This window comes from Saccharicrinis sp. GN24d3, from assembly GCF_052400645.1.
In the GTDB taxonomy this organism is placed as follows: Bacteria; Bacteroidota; Bacteroidia; order Bacteroidales; family Marinilabiliaceae; genus Saccharicrinis.
Genome location: NZ_JBQTGI010000002.1, coordinates 214,060 through 230,059 on the forward strand (window position 1 = coordinate 214,060; position 16,000 = coordinate 230,059).

The 16,000-nt window shown below is 38.1% G+C and carries 13 protein-coding genes; 6 read left to right on the forward strand and 7 right to left on the reverse strand.

All coding sequences use genetic code 11. The features are described 5' to 3' along the window. Nucleotides 1-126 precede the first annotated feature (126 nt). Nucleotides 127-468 (reverse strand): hypothetical protein, encoded by a 342-nt coding sequence (locus ACT29I_RS03400; RefSeq protein ID WP_430932342.1) that lies wholly within the window; start codon nucleotides 466-468, stop codon nucleotides 127-129. Nucleotides 469-740: 272 nt separating this feature from the next. On the opposite strand from ACT29I_RS03400, the gene ACT29I_RS03405 reads away from it, so the two are divergent. From ACT29I_RS03405 to ACT29I_RS03430, 6 genes are all read left to right on the forward strand, one after another. After that, complete coding sequence (locus ACT29I_RS03405; protein ID WP_430932343.1) at nucleotides 741-2,612, forward strand: sensor histidine kinase; 1,872 nt, start codon at nucleotides 741-743, stop codon at nucleotides 2,610-2,612. Nucleotides 2,613-2,817: 205 nt separating this feature from the next. Continuing rightward, complete coding sequence (locus ACT29I_RS03410) at nucleotides 2,818-3,474, forward strand: hypothetical protein (protein ID WP_444792690.1); 657 nt, start codon at nucleotides 2,818-2,820, stop codon at nucleotides 3,472-3,474. A gap of 67 nt (nucleotides 3,475-3,541) precedes the next feature. Then, complete coding sequence (locus ACT29I_RS03415; RefSeq protein ID WP_430932345.1) at nucleotides 3,542-3,844, forward strand: winged helix-turn-helix domain-containing protein; 303 nt, start codon at nucleotides 3,542-3,544, stop codon at nucleotides 3,842-3,844. A gap of 96 nt (nucleotides 3,845-3,940) precedes the next feature. Beyond that, the gene (locus ACT29I_RS03420; protein ID WP_444792691.1) at nucleotides 3,941-6,427 is read left to right on the forward strand and encodes an XrtN system VIT domain-containing protein; all 2,487 of its coding nucleotides are present in this window, start codon (nucleotides 3,941-3,943) and stop codon (nucleotides 6,425-6,427) included. 143 nt (nucleotides 6,428-6,570) lie between these two features. Beyond that, the gene (gene xrtN / locus ACT29I_RS03425) at nucleotides 6,571-8,010 is read left to right on the forward strand and encodes an exosortase N (RefSeq protein WP_444792692.1); all 1,440 of its coding nucleotides are present in this window, start codon (nucleotides 6,571-6,573) and stop codon (nucleotides 8,008-8,010) included. A 315-nt stretch (nucleotides 8,011-8,325) separates the two neighbouring features. After that, nucleotides 8,326-9,438 (forward strand): damage-control phosphatase ARMT1 family protein, encoded by a 1,113-nt coding sequence (locus ACT29I_RS03430; protein ID WP_444792693.1) that lies wholly within the window; start codon nucleotides 8,326-8,328, stop codon nucleotides 9,436-9,438. Between the two features lie 57 nt (nucleotides 9,439-9,495). Here ACT29I_RS03430 and ACT29I_RS03435 read toward each other — a convergent pair whose 3' ends face one another. The 6 genes from ACT29I_RS03435 to ACT29I_RS03460 all read right to left on the reverse strand — a co-directional run bounded on the left by ACT29I_RS03435 (nucleotide 9,496) and on the right by ACT29I_RS03460 (nucleotide 15,992). After that, nucleotides 9,496-10,371, reverse strand: coding sequence for a zinc-dependent peptidase (locus tag ACT29I_RS03435; protein WP_444792694.1), 876 nt, complete (start codon nucleotides 10,369-10,371; stop codon nucleotides 9,496-9,498). 14 nt (nucleotides 10,372-10,385) lie between these two features. Continuing rightward, nucleotides 10,386-11,267: a GIY-YIG nuclease family protein gene (locus tag ACT29I_RS03440; RefSeq protein ID WP_430932350.1), complete on the reverse strand. Its 882-nt coding sequence runs from the start codon at nucleotides 11,265-11,267 to the stop codon at nucleotides 10,386-10,388. Between the two features lie 443 nt (nucleotides 11,268-11,710). After that, nucleotides 11,711-12,163: a V-type ATP synthase subunit K gene (locus tag ACT29I_RS03445; RefSeq protein WP_430936649.1), complete on the reverse strand. Its 453-nt coding sequence runs from the start codon at nucleotides 12,161-12,163 to the stop codon at nucleotides 11,711-11,713. A gap of 19 nt (nucleotides 12,164-12,182) precedes the next feature. Further along, nucleotides 12,183-13,982, reverse strand: a complete 1,800-nt coding sequence (locus tag ACT29I_RS03450; protein ID WP_430936651.1) for a V-type ATP synthase subunit I — start codon at nucleotides 13,980-13,982, stop codon at nucleotides 12,183-12,185. A gap of 8 nt (nucleotides 13,983-13,990) precedes the next feature. Further along, complete coding sequence (locus tag ACT29I_RS03455; protein WP_430936653.1) at nucleotides 13,991-14,602, reverse strand: V-type ATP synthase subunit D; 612 nt, start codon at nucleotides 14,600-14,602, stop codon at nucleotides 13,991-13,993. A 70-nt stretch (nucleotides 14,603-14,672) separates the two neighbouring features. Continuing rightward, on the reverse strand, nucleotides 14,673-15,992 hold the full coding sequence (locus tag ACT29I_RS03460) for a V-type ATP synthase subunit B (protein WP_430936655.1): 1,320 nt from the start codon (nucleotides 15,990-15,992) through the stop codon (nucleotides 14,673-14,675). Nucleotides 15,993-16,000 lie beyond the last annotated feature (8 nt).

Genomic DNA, 16,000 nt, shown 5'->3' on the forward strand with positions numbered 1-16,000 from the left:
TTTCAACTATATACTTTTATACGGGAAGATTAAAAAAAAGGTTACGGTTTTTGTTAAGTTTTTTCAATAAAGTTCTACCTGGAATATATTATGTTTAGATTGCAATTTACGAACGCTAAAATTTCGTTAAACTCTTTCCATTACAAAAACACCACAAACCCCTTGCTCATCTTCACTGGAACCAACAATCTGTCCGTTGGCGTTAATAATACCTTCTCTTTTTTCGGGAAAATACTCCAATGTTTCTGTTGAGGAGAGTTCAACACCAACGACCTCAAATTTTATTTTGTTACCCTCCAATCTACCATCAAGATGACACTTGACTTTAAATGGTATTTCATCCTCAATAAACTCCGTAAAACCTAATATCCCATATACCCGGTTACCTGCCTGAGTTAATACCACCTCCCCTTCATCCTTTCCAAAATCGAATTCTTCCTTAAAACTCCATTTGCCAGATAAATTCATAACGTATATTTTTGAACCAAAAATAACAATTTTTGCGTGTTTCGCGCTGTTACGAATGCCCCTAAAAAACCATTCATTATTCAATAAAACTTTTTAATAAGATCTCATTGGATTATTTTGAATATATTACCACTTAATCCATGATCAACAAGTATAAGCACTTGGATTTATAAAATAATTAAGAATCATTACTAATGTCTTCCAATCTAAAAAATAAACTTTTACCTATTATTATTGCTGTAGCGTGCTTTTTCCTACTGATAATAAGCACCTTGAAATACAGTAAACATAAAGAAGGGCAATGGGAAAAAGATGTCAGAAATCAGATACTTGATATCTTAATTTCTAAGAAGTCGAGACTGGAAAAAGCATTATATTCAAGAATTTACTATACAAAAGGAGTTGCTTCTTTTGTTTCCTTGAAACCCAACATTTCAAATGAAGAATTTACAATTCTTGCATTTGATTTAATTAAGGATGATACGGTCATCAACTCTATGGCTCTATCCAAAAATTGTATTATAAGTGCCATCTATCCCTTAAAAGGTCATGAGGATGCAATTGGATTAAATTTGTTGGATCATCCCAAAAGAAAGATAATTGTAAACAAGACAATAGAAACCAGAAAAACGTTTGTAGCTGGTCCGGTTGAGCTTATCGAAGGGGGGATTGCTTTTATTAGTTACACTCCAATCTTTGATAAAACGCAATCTACAGCAGGTGAATTTTGGGGCGTTACTGATATCGTTATATTGATGGATCCACTTCTTAAAGAAGCTGGCATAGTTTTGGACGACAAAGAAATGGAGTATTCTCTTAAGGGATATGATGGTACCGGAAACCATGGTGAGATATTTTTTGGGAACAAAGATATTTTCTCAAACAATCCGGTAACCGTATCTATAAACTTACCCTATGGCAACTGGATTTTAGCTGCCAAGCCTAAAATTGATTGGAAATACTATTACAACAAAGACAAAATAACCAAGGTGTATTTATATCTAAGCTCATTGGTGATTAGCATTTTAATTGGTTTATTGATTTACAACTTCCTAAAAACAAAAAAAAACGAAACTAAACTCAAGGCCATTTTCGAATCGCTGGACAGCTTAATTTTCGAATTTAACGAGAAGGGGGTATACCAAAGTGTTGCAACCACAAAACAAAATTTATTGATAAAACCGCAACATGAACTTTTGGGTAATACGATACACGACATCTTTGAAAAAAAAGTGGCGAACAAAATTCAAAAAGCCATAACACAATGTCTACTCACCAGGAAATTGGTGATCATCGAATATCCTGTTTCAATAAATAACATAGATTGTTGGTTTCAGGGCAGAATTTCCTATAAAAGCGAAAACTCCGTTATTTTTAATGCCATTGACATTACGCTTATTAAAGCAAACGAACAGGTCATTAAAGATTCTGAGTTAAGGCTAAAGCAGTCAAATGCGATGAAAGACAAACTTTTTTCGGTTCTGGCTCATGATTTAAGAAATTCCCTGGGTTCGTTTAACCAATTAATTGACCTCTTGGTGAACGAATATGATGAATTTAGCGAGGAGGAAAAAAGAAGCAAACTAACAACCATAAACAACTCAAGTCGTGATGTTTATGATTTATTGGAGAATATCCTGGAATGGCAAATTATTAAAAGTAACGCTCCTGAAGTAAAGTTGAAACGTGATAACGTCGTAAAAATTTGTGATGAAGTATTGGTTTTACACAGCCAGGAAGCAAAGAAAAAGAATATTAAGATAGTCAATAACATACCAGAAGATACCATGGCTTTATATCACGAGAAACTGTTTTCCTCCATCTTGCGCAATCTTGTTTCAAACGCAATCAAATTTTCGCACAGAAACAGCACAGTAAAAATATATTGTGATACCATTGTAAAAGATGATCGCGAATATTTAGCCATAAAAGTTGAAGATAAAGGTATAGGTATCCAGCAAAAGAAAATCGATAGATTCTATTCTTCGAATTTAATTCCAAGCAGCGAAGGCACTTATAACGAAAAAGGCTCGGGACTCGGACTTGTACTTTGTAAAGAATTTGTTGAAATGCAAGGTGGCGAACTGCACATCGAAAGCAAGGTTACCAAAGGGAGTACCTTTATATTTACGCTTCAAATTTAATCTGAACCGTTTTTGCGAATTCATGAATAATGACGGAAACCATACGTTTTGTAAGGCCTAGCCATGACAAGCCTTGCATTCTCTTGGGTTAATCCCGTATTTTCATCCGTTAGTTTGCAACAAATTCAAAAAATACCACATTTATTTGCCCATTAAAAAAATTAATCTTTACTTTGCATTACAAAGTACTTTTAAATATTATGTCATGAATGCAGAAGAGCAATTGAACCATCTTTCAGAAATACGTTCGTTAATGGAGCGTTCGAGCCGTTGTTTATCCTTAAGCGGTTTATCAGGCATTTCGGCTGGCATTATTGCTATTATAAGCGGATTGTACACGTGGTGGTATCTGGGCGACGGTTCCTTTGCCCCTCCCGTCCAGGTTACCGAGTATTTTTTATCGCTCCATATTTTTTCGGACAGATTTATTACCGTAGCAATCATTGCCATGATAACCTTGACACTTGCCATATTATCGGCATTCTTTTTTACGTATCAGAACAGTATAAAACAAGGACTAAAAATATGGGATGCCTCTACCAAATATTTCCTCATCAATTTATTTATACCCTTAATTACCGGAGGAATATTTTGTTTGGTATTAACCTACCATGGCGAACTTTATCTATTGGCTTCTTCAACACTTATATTTTACGGCTTAGCCCTTTTAAACGCCAGCAGATATACACATCGGGAAATAAGGTACCTCGGCGTTTCTGAAATATTTTTAGGTTTAATAAGCAGCCTTTTAATTGGATACGGTATTATTTTTTGGTTGATTGGTTTTGGCGTTTTACATATAGTTTATGGCGGTATTATGTATTCGAAATACGAAACCGGCGCGGCAGGTGCAAATAATTAGTTCCCTTAGCAACACAATCAAACTGGCTATTAACGCTTTACTATATTTTAACAGATAAAAAGGTATAATGGGCATTATCGACAACATAAGCAAACTCTTCGAAAGTAGATTGCGGCTGGGAATTATGGCCATATTGATGGTGAACGAGAAGGTGGACTTTAATACATTAAAAGAACACCTTGGTGCCTCAGACGGAAACCTGGCCAGCCATATAAAAGCATTGGAAAAAAATGAACTTATTGAGGTACACAAACAGTTTGTGGGTCGAAAACCCCAAACTACGTACAAAGCCACTCAACTGGGACGACTTTCGTTCCAAAAGCATATTGACGGACTAAATAAATTAATAAAAGGAATGAATAGCGAATAAGCTTCAAGCCAGTAATCCAAAACCAGCTACTGCGACCGAAAGTTTATTTTTTTGATCTTTAACTTTGTATTTCAAAGTACTTTTAAATATTCAATTATGAAAACAAAATTAACCCCCATCCAAATTTTAGGCCTATGTCTCATGCCAGTTTCAATGACCGTTTTTTATTTTGTGCCACATACACGCGAAACTTTACAAGGTGCTGCCTTATTGAATTACCCCATCGCTATGGTTTACTTTTTACTCTCATTTGCCGATAGGCCAAAAGATTCCAGTATTTTCAAGTCTCCTATGCCTAAATTAAATTGGCATATTGTTTTATCATTGATGATGGTAAGCTGTTTTACACTCAATAAGGACATACATATTTTTGCGATCACTCCAGTGTGGTTAAAGATAGCACTTCCCCTAACTCTATTTGCGTTTATTTTTATTGGCTACACGGGAGAAATTCCTCAATGGGCCGGAAAAATGGTATCGTTCTTTACAGGCCTTGGTTTGTTGATATTCGCGTACTATGCTATAGTTCTGTTACCCTTTTCCCCTTTGGCAATTATAGGATTAGTATTACTGGGACTTTCAATTCATCTGCTCGTTCCCATATTCCTTCTGACCTGGGGACTCATAGCTACCTTTAAGGTCAAGTACCATAATGCGCATCCTAAAATGGTATTATCTGGCGCTACAACAGGAATAATGGTACTACTCCTCTACGTTATTATTTACTCATATCATGACAAACAAATTAAAGGCGCTCAAAAAGATCTTGTGTTAAACGAAGGGAGTAACCTGCCAGAATGGGTGGCTTATGCACAAAACAGCACCTCCGAATATTGGACCAAACGTATTATCGGCAAAAAACTGCTGTACGAGGTACATTCTGACGGTTGGTGGGATTTTGACTTTAACCGAGGATCGTTTTCCGATATTAAAAAGCACGACCCGCTTGTTGCCATAGCGGATCTATTTACCAGTGAGCTAACTTTCAGCAATCAGGACCAGGTTAAAATTCTATCGTCCAACACTAACAGTCGACATTATGCTTACGAAAAACTTTGGTCGGGAAGAAACCTAAAGGTCAACAAAGAATTGACAGACGTAAGGATATATCCCGCATACAGAATGGTCTATTTTGAAAAAACGATCTGGATAGAAAATACCAGCACCAATAACCGGAGCCAGCAGGAAGCTTTGTTTACTTTTTATCTACCGGATGGTGCCGTTGCTTCCTCGCTATCGTTATGGATTGACGGAAAAGAAGAGAAATCGAGGTTAACCACTCGAAAGAAAGCTTCCAAGGCTTATAAAACCATTGTTGGCAGAGAGAGACGTGACCCCGTGGTTTTGCATTGGCAAGAAGGTAATAGGTTAACAGCCACCATTTTTCCCTGCACTCCCAAAGAATCCCGCCGGGTAAAAATAGGGATTACTGCACCACTTTTGTATAAAAACAACCGCTTATACTTTCAGAGCATGAGGGTTCAGGGCCCTGAAAACAGTCAAGCCCATGAAGTTACTCATGTTAAGCTGGTTGGTAAAGCTAATTCCGTAAAAATGCCTGGCTTCTTTTCCGAAGCGCTACCAAATCAGTATATCTATGAAGGAAAACCTGTTGGCAGTTGGTCCTGCTCCTTGAACGCATCTCCTTTAACGGAAAACCCATTTACCTTCAATAAACAATCGTACCAAATAAAACCCATTGAATACGCTCATAACAGAATCCCAAAGGCTATTTACCTGGACATTAACCAATCCTGGAACGAAAAAGAAGTAAAACAAATTATGTCGCAAGCAGGTAGTGCCCCCGTATATGTGCACGATCATGGTTTTATGCAGCTTGAGCTCGCTAATTTCGATATGCTTATTCATCGCCTTACAAAGAGACCTTTTTCCTTGATGCCCGTGTTTGAAATAGATTGGCCGGAATCTGCTTTAATCATCACGAAAGGAAAAAACAATTCTCCCATCCCTTCTGAACTCAAAAGTTCAGTATTCCATAATAGGTTGATTACCTATTTATCCGAACAAACCAAATCCGTCGCGACTATTGTTTTAGACCATATGAAATCACCATATATCACTTCCCTGGAACAATTAAAACTAATAGATTGCAGAAATATGACAATTGCGGAACTTCAAGGACTACAAATTGAAAATTGGTTCAAGGAATACAGACAAATTAAAGGAGGCGTAAATATTTCCATGTCGCATATGGCCATAGTGCCAGCTGTTACCAATAAAGATAACACTGCCCAAATACCACGCGCACCCAGTCATCTACTTCGTCTTTACAATTACCATACAGTAATGCAAAAGGCAGGTAATCTGTTTCTACAAGAAGATGCGACAATACCAAAATCTGTTTATCATCTCTGTAACGAAGCTTTTATAGTAACACCTGTTTCGAGTTTGATAGTGCTCGAATCGCAAAAAGACTACGATCGTTTTGATATCAAGAAAAATAAAAACAGCTTACAGAATGCCAACCTGCAAGATTCCGGTGCGGTTCCCGAACCTCACGAGTGGGCTCTTATTATCGCACTTGGGGCCATACTCTGCTTTGTGTATTTCAAATTTGGATAAAAAAGCCTGTAGGTTAGCCAAATCAATAACCCCCATCCCCACACCCACGGCGTGGGACTTCCACCAGCCTCGTTAGCTGTGGAAAGAGCCTTTTATTGGTCGCCAGGCGCTTATCTCTAATCAAAAGCATTTAAAATATTACCATGAAATTTTTAAAGATACTTGCATTCACCTTTAGTTTCCACATGATTGGGAAACTGAACAGGTACACCAAATTAGTTTGGAGTATAGAAGAACTCGTTGCTTCTAAATCTAAATTATTAAAAGAGATGAATTTAGGTTACGTTGCAGTTGTTATCGTAACACTTGTTGCCATCCCCAAATTCAACGAGTTTGGAGGTTTACGGTTTGAACAGCTATTATTTTTTATGGCATTACCTTTCACATTAACCAAAACCGGTGGTATTTCGAAATTCACACCATTATTTTTGCTATCAACCGTTCTGTTGGTTGTATTCTACATGACCCATGTGTACAGCATTCTATTTTTTGGTGTTTGTTGCGCACTATTAAGCAGCCTGGTTGTAACCAATTACCGGCCAACACTTTTATCTTTGTTATTGAGTATCATCTGTACACCAGCCGTCAAATATTTTTTAAGCATTTACAGTTTCCCTCTTCGATTAAAAGTATCCCAATTAGCTGGTAACATGCTTATGCCTATTACCAACAATCTCACCGTACAAGGCAATTGCATTTTTTTGAATGACATTGAATTTACGGTAGCCCCTGAATGCCTTGGTTTAAATATGATTGCCTCGGCATTGGTATTTGCCATCTTTACGCTTTCGTTTTTTGCCGGAAAATACAACAAACGTCCCCGAATGAGTTTAGTTATTGGGGCTCTATTGCTTGCGCTAACCTTAGTACTAATTGCCAATCTTACACGAATTATCTTAACCGTACTGCTACAAGCGATGCCCGAAACGCTGATACATGAAACTATCGGTTTATTAATTTTTGTGGTGAACTGCTGTATTCCTTTGCTGTTTATCGGTATTTACGGTAAGGTTTTTTATAAAAGACAGAAAATCGTTCGAGTTAAGTTCGGGCAGCAACATTACTTAAGTCTGGCGATTGCGCCGTTGCTTATTATTGGCAGTTACGATATTCACGAAAATTCGTTTAAAACAGCGTTCGATTCTTCTTCGGTTTTTATTTCTGGCTTTGAACGAAGCGAAAGTACGGACGGGGTAATTAAACTGGAGAACGATTCCGCATTGGTTTATATCAAACCACCTGCGTTTATGCTGGGTTCCGACCATAACCCTTTTATATGCTGGCGTGCAAGCGGTTTCAATATAAAGAAGGAAGCCGAGCTTCAGATTGGTGTACATTACGTGTATTCTTTTGAATTGCATAAACCGAACGAACAGCCATTATACTCTTGCTGGTGGTATAGCAACGGAGGATCTCATACTATCAGTCAATGGCAATGGCGATTGGCCAACATTAAGGGAGAAGATGCCTATAGCGTGATTAATGTAACCTCGGCAGATAAATCAAAATCTTTGGAATGGACTGAAAAAATGTTGTCACAAAACCTCTTTAACCCTAAGTATCAAAGCCAATATGGTCATTAGATTAATGGTCAATAGTGGCAGGGGGTTAAACCCGCAATATGCATTAGAAATTCTATTACACATTGAAATTGTTTCAAAACAAGACACTCCGCTGCTTCACTTCAACTCACCAAAACGATGCTCCAGAAGGCAATCGGGATAAGTTATGCCTCGTTTCAGTAATGCCTTGTTTTATTGTACTTGCAATGCTCATGACGAACCTCCAATACATAATCCGGGTAAAAGGTCATAGCCTTCAAGCTGACCAGTTATTTTTCATATCCCCCAAAAATAATCTACACAATTGCACGTTTGTATTCATGAAAAGCTAGAACTATGTCATTAGAAATATTTACAAGCGATGAGCAATCGTTCGCCCAATATACGCTGCATCATAGAATTCCTAAAATAATCGATGGCCTTATCGACATAAATCCATCATATGCCCATGAACTCATAAAGCTTAGGAACTCAATCCCAAATGAATCGATAAAACATTTAAAGGCTGAAAACACATATCACGAAGATATCAATAATACCATCAGCTCACATAACTACCATTGGAACAATGCTCCTTTTCTTTTTATTGAAAACTACTTGTACCACAAACTGTCTGAGACAATGAATTTCAGGAACAACCGTTTCGATTATTTCAGACATATCAAACTTGGGGATCTACAAAAAAAATCGGACAAACTGGTTGGGCTTTGGCAGCAAGTAGAACAAATATGCAAACTGAATATTGATGAATCGGCACAGGCCATTTTAAAGCTGAACCTACTGGGAAACATGGCGGATTTAAGTCAAGACAAGGTAACCTACAATTCACAGGCAAACAATACTTTGTTGATAGACCATTCGAAGGAATGTACCCGTTTATTGAAAAGTTCAACCCGTATGGATATCATACTTGACAATGCCGGTGAAGAATTATTTTTAGACCTTTGCCTGGCTTATTGGATCCTAAAAAAGACGAGTACCAAAACCGTTCAACTACATTTTAAGTCTATCCCTTATTTTGTATCCGATGCACTCATCACAGACTTTAACGACTTACTTTGTTTTATCGCTGATCAAAAAGGGTTGGAATCGCTAGCCAGATTCTTAAGCAAGAATATCGCCATGGAAAATATCCTTTATTCGGATGATGAATTTTGGTCGAGTGGTTTGCTGTATAGCCAAATGCCAACACCTTTAAAATCTTTACTAGAACCAAGCGAACTACTTATTTTTAAGGGAGATTTAAACTACCGCAAACTAGTTGGCGACCGATATTGGGAACATACTACGCCTACAAAAAACATCGTGAACTATCTCGGCATGAATGCCGTATTCATTAGAGTATTAAAATCGGAAGTTTTAGTAGGCATGGATAAAAACAAAATACAAGAAACTGAAGACAGATCGTGGTTATATAATGGAAGATATGGGATAATTGATTGGGTTTAGTTATTGAAAAAACATTCTTTGCCCGAGAATTCTAACTGTCCTACCGCATTGGTTTTTCTAGGCTGCCCTACCACAACACTTTTTATACTTCAATCCACTACCACAAGGGCAAGGACTGTTCCTCCCAGATCGAGTTCTCGTTTTCGTTAAGTTTATCGTGGATAGATGTTGTTGAAAGATTTCTTCCAGCAGTTTATACAACTCCGGGTGTTTTTGATTTAACAGTTTGGGTCGTTCAAAAAAGTACTCGCTGGCCACCGCAAAAAACTCCTGTTTGTTGGTCCCTCCATAAGGATTAATGTCTGACTTATGAGTGTATATCTCCTCTATTTTTTGATTGATCAGATTGAGCCAGGGAATGGCGTATTGATTCTCCAACAACAAAGAAGGAATGCCATCAATAGCACCGTCCATTTTATCTATCAGGTGAACAAACTCATGAATGGCCGTATTCTTTTTGTCTGAAGCATTGGAAAAACCATGATGCAATGCCGGCTTGGAAAGAATCATTTTCCCTTCCATAAAACCTGTACCTACCATGCCTAAAATACTACGATTGTCACCTGATGTTTCCAACTTCTCGTTGAACATAGATGGGTATAGCAATACCTCCTTTAAATTGTTATAACGCCACTCCGGAAACCTAAAAATGGGGATAATAGCACTGGAAGCCACCAATAATTTGTCGTTGATATCCACTTCCACCTCAATACCTGTTACCTTACAGTTCAGCAAAAACTCCTGCACGCGGTATTCGAATTGTGTTTTTTCTTCCGCAGAAAGATGGTGGTAGTAGTTGACCTTTTGAGATAGGATGGCTCGCCATCTTGGGGGGAATTCATCATTGGGTTTTATCCAGGTTGGTCGTTTAAAATGACGAAAATAAATGAAGGCGATAGCTGCTAAGGCTAGAAGAGTGATTAGTGCAAGCATAGGGTTAAGCCGTATTAATTCTCATTTATTCTATCTTGAACATCTTTAAATGTCAAACCTTCTTTATTTACCCACTCTGTGAATCCATTTGAATTCCTTCCAAGAATCATATTTGAAGCTGCACTTGGACTATTAAAAATAGTGTCTTCGGCAAAAACCAATTTATCCCCTTCCTCTACCATTATCTTAGTATCAACCAACTTTCTTCGCATATTTCTATAGGTTTCTGTACAAGATGCTGATAATTCTCTTTTCCCCTCACTTCCTTTAGCTACAATATATCCTTGATCAGTCTCCGCCATTGAAGCATTAAAGGACCTCGTTTTTATATAATAGGTTTCCTGAACCGAATATTTTTCTACTGCGTTTTTATCATTTTCATGCTTAATTGTTGAAGAAATCAAAAACTTAAATCCCATTACCGGTAAGATCAATCTAATTTGATCTAAGAAATATTCCATATCAGAAATATCCGCCTCATGTAGCGTTGGTAAACCCGGGGAGTTTCCATTTTCGATCTGTGCCGATTTGGCCTCAATAGCTAACTGAACTAGTCTTGATTCCAAATATCTAATTTGTGTTTTAGTGAGTAATTCATCCTTACTTACAAAAAATATAAGCTCTTTAAAATCTTTGTGAGGATCGCTCAAATGTTGTTTTAATCTAACTCTAATATTCTCAGCCTCTCCAATGTAAATTTTTTCATCATATGCATCATTTGTTGGGTCACCTTTTAGGCAATAAACACCAGGGTTATCAAATTCATCCCTTGACATTATTTTATTTACGGAAGCTCTTGGACTGTACACTGCTTTACCAACCCAATTACCAATTTCACTAAACCTGGGACCATATTCAGTTCCATCAATCATATATACAGTCAATTTCTTACCCATCGTTTTCTATCTAATCGAATGTTCCAACAATCATTACTTAATTTCGACCTAAAATAACAATAATTTTAACCTTATCTACAATTAAGTTAATGATAAAAGTACCAGCCCTAAAGGTCTTGTGACACTTTAAGGTCTGAGAAAAACCTTCGGCGTATTTGTTCTCGAAGGTATTTAATGCTCATTCATTGTTAGTCCCAGGCTAGGGTTGTTTATTTATCAAGATGTCTTCTGCTATGTCCATCTGGCTCTTGAGGAGTCACACATACCATCTTACAACTTTTAATAATACAACGGTAATCTTAAAGCCTGCCTTTAAGAATACAAGGATAATTTTAAACCCAAACCGCAACGCTGTTAAAAATTCGCATTAATTTATAAAATCCGCAGACAAAAAAACCGATGACATACGCCATCGGTTCTTAATTTATTAACTAATTATATTCTTAGATTGAAATACTGATCATAAATGCAGCAGCAAAACCAAGGATAGCATAAAGCTCTGGGAATACGGCAAGAATCAGAGTATTACCAAACACATCGTATCCACCACCGATTCCAGCGATACCGTTAGCGCAAACCTGTCCCTGGCGTATAGCAGAGAAAAGCCCTACCAAACCAAGAGCTAATCCGGCACCAAATACGGCAGAAGCTTGTACCCAGGTAATATCTGCAGTTAAAACACCTGCAGTATTGAAAATAAAGAAGGCTCCAAAACCATAAAGTCCCTGCGTACCGGGAAGGGCACTTAACACAAGGTAGTTACCAAATGCATCCGCATTCTTTTTCATTGCTCCGATGGCAGCATTTCCACCAATTGATACTCCATAAGCACTTCCAATTCCTGTAAGTGCAATCATAATTCCGATTCCAATGTAAGCTAATACAATAGCGCTCATAATGTTATTTTTAAAAAGGTTATTTACTTATTTTTTTAAATGGTCTGTATTCAGCACCACCGCCGACATATCCGGCATTTTTATAAAATTCTACAAATGTAAGCCTCATTGGGTGAACAATTGACCCTAATGCTGCCATAAAAATATTTAGTCCATGCCCGAATATCAAGATTATCGCGGTTATAATCCATCCGACAACAGGAATATCCGGACTTAAGTCGAATGCCAAAGAATTAAACACCAGACCTAAAATTGCACTTGATAATCCCAGGGCAAACAAACGGATATAGGATAACAAATCACCTGCAAATCCAGTGACCATATTGTATGTATCCCATAATCCGGCCCCAATATTCAACAGAATATTTCCCTTCGGGTTATTAAAGATAAAAATACCCAATCCGGCTATTCCGATCAATATCAAATGAGCAACAGACCACATCCATTTTTCTTCTCCTCCTACAGCATCCAATATTACCATTACCGCTGTAGAGATAAAAAACAGAAACCATCCAGCCGCTGACAAAGAATATTTCCATCCTTCCTGGCGAATTTCATTGGCGACTTTTATGGCCATTCCAAACAGTATTTGAACAAAACCAAACAGTAAGGCCAGGTTAAACATTTCCTCGTCTGTAAGGAACGATTCTTTCATTCTGCTAAAAAATGGGATATCAACATTCATCAACTTGATTCCAAAGAATGTTCCGGTTATTGCACCAAACAGAACGGCAGCAGCCCCAAGCCATTGAACCAATGACAGGATCGGTTTCATATCTTTTGAAACCTTATACTTTGCAATTCCTGCGACCAGTACAAACAACAATCCGTATCCGGCATCACCAAAACAAAATCCAAAGAACAGGAAAAAGAAAGGTGCAAAAAACGGCGTTAAGTCTATCTCAGCATAAGTAGGCAGCGAAAACAATTTGCCAATTGGCTCAAACAACTTAGAAAACCTGCCGTTTTTAAGCAATACAGGCGCTTTATCAAATTTAGATGATTTGGCTCGCAAATAATAAACCGACTCGTTCTTAAGATAAGCCTCAAACTCTTCATCTTTGGACTCAGGAACCCAGCCCTCAATTATTTTTATCTTACCTTCAGCCTCCTCATTGGCATTACTAATAAAATTCGCATCATTCAGTTTATCCTGAACATATTGCTCATATTCATCCAATACTGACTTTCCTTTTTCTGCAATAAAATCCAGTTCTTTTTCCAATCGTTGAATTTTATCCTTTACCAGTTTCAATTCCCTTTGCACAGCGCTCAGGTCCTTTTTTGGAATCTTGATTTCGTCAGCATCAAGTTCTATCGACTGATTCTCGTTATCGTAAAAGACAAAATATACAAAACCTCTATCCTCATTGATTTTGGCAATACTATATTGGCTTTCCCATTCAGTCTGATATTTTTTTGCGGAACAATAAAAAAATCGGGTTTCAATACCTTCATTTTTTAGAAGTTGAATTGTTTTCCAGCTAAAATTACCCCAAGGGTTCAGGGCATCCACTTCCTTGATTAAATGTTGCTTCTCGTGACGAAGTGCCTCAAGCGATGAATTTTTGTCTTTCACCATATCTATAAGCGCTATACCCGATTGAGGAATATCCACTTCAACATCCTGCTGGGCCTCTTTCCTGCTTATAAAACTTTTTTGATATCGCTTGATTTCGTTCAATAACTGAACGTAATCTATAATTTCGGCACCCGGCTCAATATCCCTTTCCTCCACATGCAGCACACCTCTCTCTTTCAAATTCCCCTTGAAATCGGAAAAATCCGCATGATGAACTAAAAATGAATATTTAAACATTGGTATAATCATGACACCACCTCCATTTCTGCCTGCGCTTGCTGGCGCGTTTTCACGATTTTTTGTGCCGATTTAGAAAGGTTCTCTTCATCCTCCAGGAATCGTTTAATCTTTCTGATGGCATCTTTATAACCAGGTATCTGTACCTTTTCGTATAAGTTAACCTTTTGTGTTGTTTTTTTACGGGCTATATCCAACAATTGCATTTTGCGCACGAACACCTCACGCTCAATACCAATCTTTGCCAGACTCTCCACAATTTTAACACCGTCTATAAACCACACCGGTTTACTAAAAAGTGCAAACGGCTCTTTTTTAAATACAACATCCTTGAGCACGGGGGTTTGAACACCTGCAATTTTCTTGCTTTCCAGCACCACATCTTCAATAGATATGGCTTGCATATCAAATTCTCCCCACAGTCGCGATATCTTATCTAAATCAGCCATTTGGGTTTCAAGGTTGTGCCCGAGCTCATCGGCTCGCTTTTTTGCTCTTTTCACCTCAATACGCAACGCAGCTTCTTTGTTCTGAAGCGTGGGCAAAGCTTTCTCTCGTATCTTGAGCTGCTTGTCCATTTGCTGCTGCGAGGTTTTATTATATTGAAACTTTACGGCCATATTCTTAAGTTGAAAGTTACTAAAGTTTTAAAGTTGAAAGCATTTGTACTTTTAACTTTAAACTTAGTACTTATTTTTTCCAATATTTGTCCACAAATTCCTGACGCACTACCACCTCTTCACGAGAGAAATTTTTCTGGAATAGTCCCCAGGTTATATCTAACATCTTCTCTGTATCGATATTGATATCTACCGCCAAAATTTCATGAGAATATTCTTTTGCGAATTGTAATGTACGCTCATCATAATCAGTCAGGTCAAAACCATTTTCCTGTTTGGTTTTAGCGTTGGCAGCATCTGCATATAAACGAATCGCTGCGTTCATCACCTGAGGATGGTCTTCGCGGGTTTGTTTTCCAATCACCAGCTGCTTCAAACGCGACAAGCTTCGGAATGGATCAACAATTACCTTACCTATATCCGAATCCATACGTAAGAACAACTGCCCCTCGGTAATATACCCGGTATTATCCGGAATAGCGTGGGTAATATCTCCACTGTTTAACGTAGTTACGGCAATAATAGTGATAGAACCCCCATGAGGGAACTGTACTGCTTTTTCGTATATTTTAGCCAAATCAGAATATAGAGAACCCGGCATACTGTCTTTAGAAGGAATCTGATCCATACGGTTCGAAACGATTGACAGGGCATCTGCATAAAGCGTCATATCCGTCAAAAGAACCAATACTTTTTGCTGTTTCTCTGCCGCAAAATATTCTGCTGCTGTCAATGCCATATCCGGAATCAAAAGACGCTCTACCGGTGGATCTTCCGTTGTGTTTACGAAACTTACGATCCGGTCAAGGGCTCCCGCATTATCGAAGATATTTTTAAAGTACAGATAATCATCATTTGATAAGCCCATACCTCCCAAAATAATCTTATCTGCTTCCGCTCTAAGCGCCACATTGGCCATCACCTGATTATAAGGTTGATCCGGGTCGGCAAAGAAAGGGATCTTCTGACCTGTTACCAGCGTGTTATTCAAGTCGATACCTGCAATACCGGTTGCAATCAGCTGCGAAGGCTGTTTTCTGCGAACCGGGTTCACAGAAGGACCTCCTGTTTCAACCACTTGTCCTTCCACTTCCGGGCCTCCATCAATTGGATCGCCAAAAGCATTGAAAAAACGACCGGCTAATTGGTCTCCTACTTTTAATTGCGGTGGACGCCCTAAAAACACCACCTCGGCGTTAGTAGGGATGCCTTCCGTACCGCCAAATACCTGCAGAACAACCTCATCCCTCATAATTTTTACCACCTGAGCCATACGACCATCCACTACCGCCATCTCGTCATAACCAACATCGTTAGCTTTTATGGTTACTGTGGCCTTGGTCAGGTTGGCAATTTTAGTATATACTTTTTGAAATGCTTGCGTTTCCATGCATCTAT

Coding starts and splice junctions, on each gene's coding strand:
- xrtN (WP_444792692.1), top strand. CDS start 6,571: ATGAAATTTTTAAAGATACTTGCATTCACCTTTAGTTTCCACATGATT.
- ACT29I_RS03420 (WP_444792691.1), top strand. CDS start 3,941: ATGAAAACAAAATTAACCCCCATCCAAATTTTAGGCCTATGTCTCATG.
- ACT29I_RS03430 (WP_444792693.1), top strand. CDS start 8,326: ATGTCATTAGAAATATTTACAAGCGATGAGCAATCGTTCGCCCAATAT.
- ACT29I_RS03450 (WP_430936651.1), bottom strand. CDS start 13,982: ATGTTTAAATATTCATTTTTAGTTCATCATGCGGATTTTTCCGATTTC.
- ACT29I_RS03400 (WP_430932342.1), bottom strand. CDS start 468: ATGAATTTATCTGGCAAATGGAGTTTTAAGGAAGAATTCGATTTTGGA.
- ACT29I_RS03445 (WP_430936649.1), bottom strand. CDS start 12,163: ATGAGCGCTATTGTATTAGCTTACATTGGAATCGGAATTATGATTGCA.
- ACT29I_RS03410 (WP_444792690.1), top strand. CDS start 2,818: ATGAATGCAGAAGAGCAATTGAACCATCTTTCAGAAATACGTTCGTTA.
- ACT29I_RS03435 (WP_444792694.1), bottom strand. CDS start 10,371: ATGCTTGCACTAATCACTCTTCTAGCCTTAGCAGCTATCGCCTTCATT.
- ACT29I_RS03460 (WP_430936655.1), bottom strand. CDS start 15,992: ATGGAAACGCAAGCATTTCAAAAAGTATATACTAAAATTGCCAACCTG.
- ACT29I_RS03455 (WP_430936653.1), bottom strand. CDS start 14,602: ATGGCCGTAAAGTTTCAATATAATAAAACCTCGCAGCAGCAAATGGAC.
- ACT29I_RS03440 (WP_430932350.1), bottom strand. CDS start 11,267: ATGGGTAAGAAATTGACTGTATATATGATTGATGGAACTGAATATGGT.
- ACT29I_RS03415 (WP_430932345.1), top strand. CDS start 3,542: ATGGGCATTATCGACAACATAAGCAAACTCTTCGAAAGTAGATTGCGG.